At 72.1% G+C, this 11,349-nt stretch carries 11 protein-coding genes; 7 read left to right on the top strand and 4 right to left on the bottom strand.

Annotated features, from left to right (window positions below; genetic code table 11):
- The 6 genes from ACXJKF_RS20865 to ACXJKF_RS20840 form a co-directional block, all read left to right on the top strand.
- A partial coding sequence (locus ACXJKF_RS20865; RefSeq protein ID WP_456789651.1) for a ketose-bisphosphate aldolase occupies positions 1 to 887 on the top strand: 887 nt, incomplete at its 5' end.
- Between the two features lie 35 nt (positions 888 to 922).
- Positions 923 to 2,113: an ADP-dependent glucokinase/phosphofructokinase gene (locus ACXJKF_RS20860; RefSeq protein ID WP_456789650.1), complete on the top strand. Its 1,191-nt coding sequence runs from the start codon at positions 923 to 925 to the stop codon at positions 2,111 to 2,113.
- A complete protein-coding gene (locus tag ACXJKF_RS20855) occupies positions 2,110 to 3,054 on the top strand; it encodes a DUF4432 family protein (RefSeq protein ID WP_456789649.1) in 945 nt (314 codons plus the stop codon). Before ACXJKF_RS20860 ends, ACXJKF_RS20855 begins: the two co-directional genes overlap by 4 nt.
- Complete coding sequence (locus ACXJKF_RS20850) at positions 3,051 to 4,037, top strand: class I mannose-6-phosphate isomerase (protein WP_456789648.1); 987 nt, start codon at positions 3,051 to 3,053, stop codon at positions 4,035 to 4,037. The genes ACXJKF_RS20855 and ACXJKF_RS20850 overlap by 4 nt, the downstream gene beginning before the upstream one ends.
- Before the next feature lie 98 nt (positions 4,038 to 4,135).
- Positions 4,136 to 5,434, top strand: coding sequence for an alkaline phosphatase (locus ACXJKF_RS20845; protein WP_456789647.1), 1,299 nt, complete (start codon positions 4,136 to 4,138; stop codon positions 5,432 to 5,434).
- A gap of 184 nt (positions 5,435 to 5,618) precedes the next feature.
- Positions 5,619 to 6,899 carry an alkaline phosphatase gene (locus ACXJKF_RS20840; protein WP_456789646.1) on the top strand — a complete coding sequence of 427 codons (1,281 nt, stop codon included), beginning with the start codon at positions 5,619 to 5,621 and terminating at the stop codon, positions 6,897 to 6,899.
- Positions 6,900 to 6,940: 41 nt separating this feature from the next.
- Here the strand turns inward: ACXJKF_RS20840 and ACXJKF_RS20835 are convergent, their stop codons facing one another.
- The 3 genes from ACXJKF_RS20835 to ACXJKF_RS20825 all read right to left on the bottom strand — a co-directional run bounded on the left by ACXJKF_RS20835 (position 6,941) and on the right by ACXJKF_RS20825 (position 8,765).
- A complete protein-coding gene (locus tag ACXJKF_RS20835; protein WP_456789645.1) occupies positions 6,941 to 7,765 on the bottom strand; it encodes an alpha/beta fold hydrolase in 825 nt (274 codons plus the stop codon).
- Positions 7,766 to 7,842: 77 nt separating this feature from the next.
- Positions 7,843 to 8,151, bottom strand: coding sequence for a DUF5808 domain-containing protein (locus tag ACXJKF_RS20830; protein ID WP_456789643.1), 309 nt, complete (start codon positions 8,149 to 8,151; stop codon positions 7,843 to 7,845).
- A 50-nt stretch (positions 8,152 to 8,201) separates the two neighbouring features.
- Positions 8,202 to 8,765 carry a TetR family transcriptional regulator gene (locus ACXJKF_RS20825; RefSeq protein WP_456789641.1) on the bottom strand — a complete coding sequence of 188 codons (564 nt, stop codon included), beginning with the start codon at positions 8,763 to 8,765 and terminating at the stop codon, positions 8,202 to 8,204.
- A gap of 53 nt (positions 8,766 to 8,818) precedes the next feature.
- Here ACXJKF_RS20825 and ACXJKF_RS20820 point away from each other — a divergent pair, with 53 nt between their 5' ends.
- Complete coding sequence (locus tag ACXJKF_RS20820; protein WP_456789639.1) at positions 8,819 to 10,444, top strand: FAD-binding protein; 1,626 nt, start codon at positions 8,819 to 8,821, stop codon at positions 10,442 to 10,444.
- Positions 10,445 to 10,468: 24 nt separating this feature from the next.
- On the opposite strand, the gene ACXJKF_RS20815 is transcribed toward ACXJKF_RS20820, so the two are convergent.
- Positions 10,469 to 11,335, bottom strand: coding sequence for an alpha/beta fold hydrolase (locus tag ACXJKF_RS20815; RefSeq protein ID WP_456789638.1), 867 nt, complete (start codon positions 11,333 to 11,335; stop codon positions 10,469 to 10,471).
- Positions 11,336 to 11,349 lie beyond the last annotated feature (14 nt).

Below are 11,349 nucleotides of genomic sequence, written 5' to 3'. Positions count from 1 at the left end.
CAGGAAAGTTGACACACACCATGTTGATGAACGGCCGAGACCTGCTCGCGGTGGCGAACGAGAACTACTTCGCCATCCCCGCCTTCAACATCAGCGACTACGCGATGGGCAAGGGGATCTTCGAGATCTCCGAGAAGCTGAACGCCCCGCTCATCGTCGCGATCCACCCCGACGAGGTGTCGCACATCGGTGGTGACGCGCTCGCCGCGCTCATCCAGCGTGCGCACCGCTCGTCCGTGCCCGTGGCGATCCACTGGGACCACGGCGGCACCTACGAGCAGGTGCTCGAGGCCATCCAGCTCGGGTTCACGTCGGCCATGATCGACGCGTCCATGCAGCCGTTCGAGGACAACGTCTCGATCACCAGGAAGGTCGTCGACACCGCGCACGCGGTCGGCCTGTCGGTCGAGGGCGAGCTGGGCACCATCGGGAAGCTCGACGAGCAGGCGGAGGACGGCGTCCTCGTCTCCCAGATCGCGTTCACCGACCCGGCGGAGGCCGTCGAGTACGTCCAGCGCACCGGCGTGGACAGCCTCGCCATCGCCATCGGCACCGCGCACGGCCTGTACCCCAAGCATGTGACCCCGCAGCTGAAGCTCGACCTGCTGCAGCAGATCAAGGCGCTCCTGCCCATCCCGCTGGTGCTGCACGGCGGCTCCGGCAACCCGGACGACGAGATCGGTCAGTCGGTCAAGCTCGGGGTCAACAAGATCAACATCTCGAGCGACATCAAGGTGGCGTACCACGACAAGATGCGAGAGGTCCTGGCGGACACCTCGCTGCGTGAGCCCAACAGCATCCAGCCGCCGTGCATCGAGGCCATGCAGGAKGTCGCGGCCCAGAAGATCCACCTGTTCGACGCCGCCGGCAAGGCCGACCTGTACTGACGGCGAGGAACGACGCGAGAAGGAGCAGCCGGCCGATGAGCACGAGGTACGTGCTGGGCATGGGTGGCACGGTCGACTACGAGATCCGCTGGGACGCGGGCGTGCTCGAGCAGCTCGCTGCGGAGCACGGAATCGGTCCCGACGACCTCGACCTGACCACCCCGGTCGACTCCGTGCGCGACCTCGTGCGGAGCCTGCTCGCGTTCGTCCGCGACGCTGTCGGGGGAGAGCGGTTCGTCGCCTCCTCCGACATCGTCGAGGAGTTCGCCGCGCGCTTCCCCCGAGAGGTCACGCTCGGGGGGACGTGCGTGCGCGCGGCGATCGCGATGGACGTGCTGGGCATCCCCAGCACGATGCACCTGGTCTCGATCGACGACAACGTCCGGCGGCTGCTGCCGGCCTCCGTCGACTACGTGTCGAGCGCGGTGCAGGACACGCTCGACCCGCACCTGATCGTGCAGTACCCGGCAGGGACCCGGGTCCGGGTGGGCGACGTCGAGCTGGTGGCGGCGCACCCGAACCGCGTGATCTACGCCAACGACCCACCGCACCGCGAGCTGCGGGTCGCCGCGGACCTGCCCGAGGCGCTGCGGACGGCGGACGTCTTCCTGCTGTCGTCGTTCAACGTCATCCAGGACCCGGCCACGCTCGAGTCCCGCCTGGCTCAGGTGCGCGACGCGATGCGGGCGCTCCCGCCGGACGCGCTGGTCGTCTTCGAGGACGCGGGGTACCACGTGCCGGCGCTGAGCCGACGCGTGCGCGACGAGATGGTGTGGTCCGCGGACATCTACAGCCTCAACGAGGACGAGATGCAGGCCTACCTCGGACGCACGGTCGACCTGCTCGACGCGCCGACCGTCGCGAAGGCCGTCCGCGAGCTGCACGAGGTGGTCCCGGCGCCGACGCTGGTGGTGCACACCAAGTACTGGGCACTGGCGGTCGGGGTGCGGGCCGCCTCGCTACGACCCGCCCTGGTCGGCGGGATCACCATGGCGAGCACCCGCTACTGGATGGGCGACGGGTTCACCGCCGAGGACTACGCGGCGACGGCATCCCTGACGCCCGGCACGACCGCGCAACTCCTCGTGTCCGACGTCGCCGACCTGCTCGGCCCCGACGCGTGCGTCGTCCCGGCGCTCGACCTGACCGGCGTCGCGACGCCGACGACGATCGGGCTGGGCGACTCGTTCGTCGGCGGCTTCCTCGCCGCGCTGGACCCGCGATGACGACCTGGGCCGACCTGACCGACGACGGTCGGGTCTCCCAGCCCGACGCCCTGGCGACCGTCGAGGTGCGCGGCGGCGTCATCGCCGTGCGGCTGGCCGGCGGGCTCGCGTTCGACGTCCTGCCGGAGCGCGGCCTGGACCTCGGGGCGACGTGGTGGGGGTCGACGCCGCTGGCCTGGAGGTCCCCGAACCCCGTCGACCCGGGTCCCGGGCGCGACTGGGAGGCGCGGTTCCTGGGCGGGCTCCTGGCCACGTGCGGCCCCGACAACATCGGGGAGCCGCGCGGGTCGTCGGGCCAGCACGGCACCCACCACCTGACGCCCGCGGTCGACGTGCACTGGGCGCGCGAGCGGGTGGCCGACGCCTGGCAGGTGCGCGTGACGGGCACGGTCGCGCACACCTCGCTCGGCGGTCCGCGCATCCTCGTCGAGCGGTCGGTCGTGGCGTCCACGGGCACGCCGGCCGTCGAGGTCAGCGACGTGGTGCGCAACGTCGGCGACCAGGGCGTCGGTGTCCCGCTGCTGTACCACGTCAACCTCGGCGCGCCCTTCCTGCGCCCGGGCGTGCGCCTGGACGTCGACGCCGACGAGTGGGTCGTCCGCGAGCCGCTCCCGGCGGACCGCCACCCGCTGGTCACCCCGGAACCCGCGCCCGGTCTCGCCCCCGTCGTCGCCGAGCACCTCGGCGTGCGCGGCGCACGGGCCACCCTCGTCGGCGACGCGGAGTACCCCGACGTCGTCGTGACCTGGACCGGCGAGACCCTGCGCCGGCTGTGCACGTGGAGCTGGCCGGCGCGCGGCGCGTACGTGCTCGGCGTCGAGCCCACCAACGCCCCGCTCTTCGGTCCGGAGCGGGTCCTCCCGCACGCCGGCGCCCCCGTGCTGGAGCCCGGCGCCACCTGGCGCACGGGCGTCCGCATCGCCGTCGAAGGACTCCCGTGAAGCCGCTGTTCCTCCCCGCCAACCAGCCCGCCGACCGGTTCTACGCGGGCGGCCGCCAGATCGCCGGGCTGCGCGGCGGCGGCCCGGCGGCCAGCCACGAGCCGGAGGACTGGGTGGGTTCGACGACGTCCGTGTTCCGCCAGGAGCCCGTCGGGCTGACGGTGCTGCCCGACGGCCGGCTGCTCCGCGACGCCGTCGAGTCCGACCCCGTGTCGTGGCTCGGTGCCACGCACGTCGCCGCGTACGGCTCCGACCCCGCACTCCTGGTCAAGCTGCTGGACGCGGGCCAGCGCCTGCCGGTGCACGCCCACCCCGACGTCCCGTTCGCCGCCGAGCACCTGGGCCTCGCGCACGGCAAGACGGAGGCCTGGGTGGTGCTCGAGCCGGCCCGGGTTCACCTCGGGTTCGTGCGCGACGTCGGCGTCGAGGAGCTCGTCGGCTGGGTCCGGACGCAGGACACCGACGCGATGCTCGGCGCGATGCACGTGCTCGACCTCGACGCGGGGGACGCCGTGCTGGTCCCCGCGGGGCTGCCGCACGCGATCGGGCAGGGCGCGCTCGTCGTCGAGCTTCAGGAGCCGACCGACCTGTCGATCCTGCTGGAGTGGTCCGGGTTCGAGATCGACGGCGCCACCGACGGTCACCTGGGCCTCGGGTTCGACGTCGCGCTCGCGGCCGTCGACCGCCGCGGGTGGTCCGCCGACGAGATCGCGCACCTGCGCGGTGCGACCGCGGCGTCCGCCGGCGACCTGCTCCCCGACGCGGCGGCGTTCTTCCGCGTGGAGCGGTGGACCGGTCCGCACCGAGTGGACGCCGGGCTCGCGGTGCTCGTCGTGGTCGACGGCACGGGCACGCTGGTCACCGACGACGGGTCCGCGCCGCTGCGTCGCGGGCACACGGTGCTGCTGCCGGCCGCGACCGGGGCGGTGACACTCCGGGGGGACGACCTCGAGGTCGTGGTCTGCCGACCGCCACGTCCCTAGGGTGGGTCCTGGGGACACGCGGTCGGACGACGGACTGTCCGGTCGGGACCCTGCCCGTGTTGAGGGGACAACGACGTTCGACCGAGGGGCGGCACACGATGCTCAGCTCACGACGCGCAGGGATCGGAGCCGCTACCGCTGTCGCGCTCGCGGCCGGGCTGACGGCGAGCGGGACCCTCGTGACGGGCGAGCAGACCCGCGTCGGCACGGCGGTCGTCGCGAAGAACGTGATCTTCATGGTCGGCGACGGCCTGAGCCTGGCGGCGCGCGAGGCCACGCGCCTGACGACCGTCGGCAAGGACGGGCAGCTGCAGATGGACTCGCTGCGCTACGCGGGCTGGATGCACACGGACTCGCTGGACCCGAAGGAGGCCGTGACCGACTCGGCCGCCGGAGCCACGGCGTTCGCGACGGGTGTCCGGACGTACAACGGGGCCGTCTCGGTGGACGTGAACGGCAACCCCGTGACCACTCTGCTCGAGCGCGCGAGGCAGCTGCGCAAGTCGACCGGGCTGGTCACGACGGCTCAGGTCACGGACGCCACCCCGGCGGCGTTCGGCTCCCACGTCCCCGACCGCGGTGACCAGAGCGAGATCGCGCGGCAGTTCCTCGAGGTGACCAAGCCGGACGTCATCCTGGGCGGAGGCGAGGACTGGTGGTATCCCGTGGGTGACCCCGGGGCCTACCCGGACGACCCGGCCGACCGGCGGCCCGAGGTGAGCAAGAGCACGATCGGGAACCTGGTCGCGCGGGCCGAGGGCCTGGGCTACGACTACGTCAGCACCCCCGGTGAGCTCGCCGCGATCCGGTCCGRCAAGGTKCTCGGCCTGTTCGCCAACGAGGAGATGTTCGAGCCGTTCGCGGAGGGGAAGGGCGACGAGTACGCGCCCGTCGTCCCGCTCACGACGATGACCGCGAAGGCGCTCCAGCTGCTGTCCCGCGACAAGGACGGGTTCTTCCTGCTGGTCGAGGAGGAGGGCATCGACGAGTTCGCGCACAACAACAACGCTGCCCGCACCCTCCAGGCGGCGCAGGCGCTCGACGCGACCGTGGCGCTGGTGCGCGAGTTCAAGGCGAAGCACCCGGACACCCTGATCGTCGTCGTGGGGGACCACGAGACCGGTGGGCTGGCGATCGAGAACGCGTCGTCGCAGCCCGAAGGGGACGAGGACGGTCCGTTCCCGATCGCGAACAGCGACCTGGAGTTCATCGTCGACTGGACGACGGGTGGGCACACCGGGGCGGCGACCCCGTTGACGGCCGAGGGTCCGCGCGCCGAGCGGCTGGCCCGCGCGCAGGACAACACCGACGTGTTCCACGTCGTGGTCAGCGCCATGGGGGGCCGCCTCGTGGGCGCCATCGTCCCGCGCCGGAAGCCGCGCCGGTCGTCCCGCTGACGACCATGACCGCGCAGGCGCTCGACGTCCTCGGCGTGCCCGCCTGACCCCGCCCGGGATGCGTCCTCACCCGTACCGTCGAACGATGGGTGAGACGGTCGAGAAACCTGGCCGCCGTCGAGGTGGACAACGAGGTTCGACCGAGGGACGGCACACCATGCTCAGCTCACGACGCATATGGACAGTGGCAGGGACCGCGGCGCTGGTCGCGGCAGGGCTCACGACGAGCGGGATCGCCGGCGGCGGTGACCGCGACGACGCGGACCGTGGCCGCGGGGGAGACCGGGCGGTCGCGAAGAACGTGATCTTCATGGTCGGCGACGGCCTGAGCCTCGCGGCGCGGGACGCCACGCGGCTGGCGACGGTCGGCAAGGACGGGCAGCTGCAGATGGACTCGCTGCGGTACGCCGGCTGGACGCACACCGACTCGCTGGACCCGGAGGAGGCCGTCACGGACTCGGCGGCCGGCGCCACGGCGTTCGCCACCGGGGTCCGCTCGTACAACGGCGCGGTCTCGGTGGACGTGGACGGCAATGCCGTGAAGACGCTGCTGGAGCACGCGAAGGACCTGCGCAAGGCGACCGGGCTGGTCACGACGGCCCAGGTCACGGACGCGACCCCCGCGGCGTTCGGCTCGCACGTCCCCGACCGCGGCGACCAGAGCGAGATCGCGCGGCAGTTCATCGAGGAGACCCAGCCGGACGTCATCCTGGGCGGCGGCGAGGACTGGTGGTACCCCGTCGGCGATCCGGGCGCCTACCCGGACGACCCCGCCGACCCGCGGCCGGAGGAGAGCAAGAGCACGATCGGCAACCTGGTCGAGCGGGCCGAGGGCCTGGGCTACGACTACGTCAGCACGCCCGACGAGCTCGCCTCGACCCGGTCCGACAAGGTGCTCGGCCTGTTCGCCAACGAGGAGATGTTCGAGCAGTTCCCGGAGGGGCAGGGCGACGAGTACGCCCCCGTGGTGCCGCTCACCACGATGACCGCGAAGGCCCTCGACGTCCTCTCGCGCGACCGGCAGGGGTTCTTCCTGCTGGTCGAGGAGGAGGCCATCGACGAGTTCGCGCACAACAACAACGCTGCTCGCACCATCCAGGCCGGGCAGGCCCTGGACGCGACCGTGGCGCTGGTCCGCGAGTACGTCGCGAAGCACAAGGACACCCTCGTCGTGGTCGTCGGTGACCACGAGACCGGCGGGCTGGCGATCGAGAACGTCTCCGGCTCCGACGAGTCCGGCGACCCCGACAGCACCGACCCCGCGGTCGTGCAGAGTCTTGAGGACGGGCCCTTCCCGATCGCGAACAGCGACCTGGAGTTCACCGTCGACTGGACGACCGGCGGCCACACGGGCGCAGCGACCCCGCTGACGGCCGAGGGTCCGCGGGCGGACCGGCTGGCCCGCGCGCAGGACAACACCGACGTGTTCACGGTGGTCCTGGACGCGATGCGCGGACGGCGCTGACGCACGACGAGGGCGGCCGCACGGCCGCCCTCGTCATCCGCTCAGGACCGCAGGAACTCCAGCAGGTCCGCGTTGATCGTCGCGGCCTCCGTGGTCGGCATCCCGTGCGGGAAGCCGGCGTAGGTCTTCAGGGTGCCGTTCTGGAGCAGCTCCGCGGACAGGGGGCCGGAGTCCGCGTAGGGCACGACCTGGTCGTCGTCACCGTGCATGACCAGCACGGGGACGGTGATCGTCTTCAGGTCCTCCGTGAAGTCGGTCTGGGAGAACGCCACGATGCCGTCGTAGTGCGCCTTGGCGCCGCCCATCATCCCCTGGCGCCACCAGTTCTCGATGATGGCCTCCGACGGCTCGCGGCCGGGGCGGTTGAAGCCGTAGAACGCGGTCGCGGCCAGGTCGCGGTAGAAGCTCGACCGGTTGGTGGCCACCTGCTCCTGCAGCCCGTCGAAGACCTCCTTCGGCAGTCCGCCCGGGTTGGCCTCCGTCTGCACCATGATCGGCGGGACGGCGCTGATCAGCACCGCCTTGGCCACCCGGCTCTCGCCGTGCCGCGCGAGGTAGTGCACGACCTCGCCGCCGCCGGTCGAGTGCCCGATGTGGACGGCGTCGTGCAGGTCGAGGTGCTCGGTGAGCGCCGCCAGGTCGTCGGCGTAGTGGTCCATGTCGTGGCCGTCGCTCGTCTGCGTGGAACGGCCGTGGCCGCGGCGGTCGTGCGCGATGACGCGGTACCCGTGCTGGAGGAAGAACAGCAGCTGGGTGTCCCAGTCGTCGGCCGACAACGGCCAGCCGTGGCTGAACACGAGGGGCTGGCCCGAGCCCCAGTCCTTGTAGAAGATCTCCGTGCCGTCCGTCGTGGTGATGGTGCCCATGAACGTCCTCCCGTGGCTCGGTCTGGCAGACCCTCTCGAGCGTAGGTCGGGGTCAGTGGCCCCGCGAGGCGCGGACCTCAGCCCGCGGACGTGACCCGCTGCCGCACCAGCTCGACCAGCCGGCCGACGTTGAGCGTCCAGCCGACGCCGAACACCCGAGGGCTGATCAGGTGCGCGCCCTCCGGGTCCCACATGCGCTCCTTGACCCGCGCGAGGGTCGGGATGCGGAAGTCGTACGGGATGAACCCCAGGACACCGTTCCAGGTGCGTTCCTCGGGCGGGGTCCGCAGCTCCTTGACGACCGCCGCGACCCCCAGCGCCAGCGTGATCAGCCGGATCAGCTTCTGGAGGTCCATCCCGGTCGCGCGCTCGTCCTGCGATGCCATCTCGACTCCTCGGTCCGCGGGTGATCTCTCCATCGTCCACCCGGCGGGTGTCAGCCTTCCAGCACCCCGTCGAGCAGCGCCAGCGCCCGGGCCACCGCGGCTCGGGCCTCGTCGTCGGTCACTGCCGTCGCGACGACGCCGTAGACCATGCGCTGCAGCAGCAGGACGTCCTCGACGGTGAGGTGGGCAGAGACGCGTCCAGCCTCCTGCGCGCGCGGAAGAGTGGCCTCGACGAGGGCGGGCAGCCGGCCGGCGAGGTCGCTCTMCGCCAGGTCGTGCCTGGCCTCCAGGAACATCTCGACGAACGCGGACTCCTCGACGGTGAGCTCCACGAGCCTCGTCCAGAGGCGACCGAACGCGCCCGCCTCAGGCGCCGCGGCGATGGCCTCGAGCTCGACGAAGTGCTCCTCGAACACCGCGATCGCGATGTCCAGACGTGTCGGGAAGTGGCGGTACAGGACGCCCTGGCCCACGCCCGCCTCCTGTGCGATGGCGCTGAGCGGGGCGCGGTAGCCGCGGTCGGCGAACACGCGACGGGCCGCGTCGAGCAGCGCTCGGCGGTTCTCCGGCGCGGCGGCGGGGCCGCGGTTGCTTCCGCGGGACGCGTTGGGCATGCTGTCATCCTAGACATCCGGACAATGTTGTCCGGTTACCGAAGGAGCGCTGAATGTCCGAGCTCATCTACGACGTCGTGGTGGTCGGCACGGGTGGGGCGGGGTTCGCCGCCGCCATGGGCGCAGCCGACGAAGGACTGCGCGTCCTCATGCTGGAGTCCACCGACAAGTGGGGCGGCAGCACCGCCATGTCGGGCGGCGGCATGTGGCTGCCGGACAACCCGCTCGGGCGGCGCGCCGGCGTCGGAGACTCCCGCGCGGAGGCCCTCACCTACATGGACGCCACGATCGGCGACGACTACCGGGCCACCTCCCGGGAGCGCAAGGAGGCGTTCGTCGACGGCGTCGACGACTTCGTCACGACCGCCGAGAAGTACGGCATGCGTTTCGCCCGCGCCGCCGACTACCCCGACTACTACCCGGAGCTCCCCGGCGGCAAGATCGGTCGCGCGCTCGAGGTCGAGCCGTTCGACTCCAAGAAGATCGGCGCCTGGTGGAAGACCAGCCGGGCGCTCATGCCGCTGCCCCTCAAGACCGACGACGTCTGGCTGCTCAGCCGGTCATGGTCCACGCCGGCCGGCTTCGTGCGCGGTGCGGGCTTCGTGTTCCGGACGCTCGGCGGAGCAGTCCGCGGCAAGCGCCTTGTCGGCACCGGTGCCGGGCTGGCGTGCGCGTTCCTCGACGTCGTGGTCCAGAAGCAGGGCACGCCCCTGTGGCTGAACGCTCCGGTCGAGGGCCTCGTGGTGGTCGACGGCCGGGTGGTGGGGGTGCGGACCGTGCGCGACGGGCGACCGGTGACCGTCACCGCGACCCGCGGTGTCGTGCTCGCCGCCGGCGGCTTCGACCACAACACGATCCTGCGGCAGAAGTACCAGGGCATCGACGGCAACCCGTCGGGGAACCCGGGCAACGTCGGCAGCACCCTCGAGATGGTCCAGGACCTCGGTGCGTCGGTCGAGCTCATGGACGACGCCTGGTGGGGTGCGTCGGTCGCGCCACTGCCCGGGACGAGCCCCGGATTCCTCGTCGGTGAGCGGTCGATGCCGTACTCGATCATGGTCGACGCGGAGGGGGACCGGTTCGCGAACGAGTCGGAGTCCTACGTCGACCTGGGCCATCACATGCTCGACCACGACAAGGACGGCACGTACTGGCTCGTCGCGGAGGCCCGGCACGCCCGCCGCTACCTGCGCAGCTACGCGATGGACCCCCGCGTCACCAAGGCGATGACGGCCGCGGGCACCATGGTGAAGGCGGCGACGCTCGAGGAGCTGGCGCGGGGCATCGGCGCGCCTCGACTGCTGGCCACGGTCGACCGTTTCAACGGGTTCGCCCGCTCCGGCGTCGACGCGGACTTCGGCCGCGGCAACTCGGCCTATGACCGCTACTACGGCGACCCGACCGTGCACCCCAACGCCAACCTCGGCCCGCTCGAGAAGGGCCCGTTCACCGCGTTCAAGGTCGTCATCGGCGACCTGGGCACCAAGGGCGGGGTCGTGACCGACGCGGACGCCCGCGTCCTGCGCGACGACGGCTCCGTCATCGAGGGGCTCTACTCCGCGGGCAACAACTCGGCCTCCGTGATGGGTCGCACGTACCCGGGTCCGGGCTCGACCATCGGACCTGCCGCCGTCTTCGGGCTGCGAGCCGCTCGGCACATGGCGCGCATTGCCGGCTGAGGTCGCAGACGGCGGGGCGGTGCCTCACGCCCCGCCGTCGAGGACCTCGCGCAGGCGCGCCGCGAACGCCTCCGGCTGGCCCGCCTGGCCGAACTCGTCGCCGAGGAACCCGCCGTGGTTGCTGGGGAACACGGTCAGCGCCTGACCCAGCGCCGAGGCCAGGGCCGCCGACGTGCGCCACGTGAGCGTGTCCTGGCTCTCGACGCCCCCCGCGACGACCACGCGGGTCGACGCGCTGGTCAGGGCCTGGACGTCCGGCCGGTACGCCGTGATCGCGTTGGAGGCCCCCGACAGGAGCGGGTCGACGCGGGACCCGTCGTCCTCGGTGGGCAGCCCGAAGGCGGACGGGTCGGGGAGCTCACGTCCGAAGTCGGAGGTGAACCCGCCCTGCACGGACGTGAGGGCGATGAACGCGGCCATCCCCGCGCCCCAGCCGCGCCGGTGGTACGCCTCCTGGACCCGCTGCTCCGCCGCGAACGCCTGGTCCGCGTCGGGCAGGACGGACAGGACGGGCGGCTCGTGCGCGACGAACGTGCGGACGTCCTCGGGGTGGGTCGCCACCAGGTGGAGCCCGGTCACGGCGCCCCCGCTGCTGCCGAACAGGTCGACCGTCCCGCCGAGCTCGCCGACCAGCAGGTGCAGGTCCTCGGCCTGCTGCTGGGGCGAGTTCGACAGGCCGCCGTCGCTGCGCGTGCTCCGTCCCAGGCCGCGCGGGTCGTAGGTCACGACCGTCCGGTCCGGGAAGTGGGACGCGAGCGTGCCGAAGCCGGACGCGTCCATCGGCTGTCCGACGAGCAGCAGCGGTACCTGGCCGTCCGCCGCCGGGAGCGGCCCTCGCACGTCGTAGGTGAGGGTCGCTCCCGGTGCGTCCAGGGTGTGCGTCGTCTTCACGGTGTGCTCCTGTC

The organism is Cellulomonas sp. P5_C5 (genome assembly GCF_054049655.1).
The sequence above is the reverse complement of the archived record's forward strand: the minus strand, read 5'-3'. Positions and strand labels throughout refer to the sequence as shown.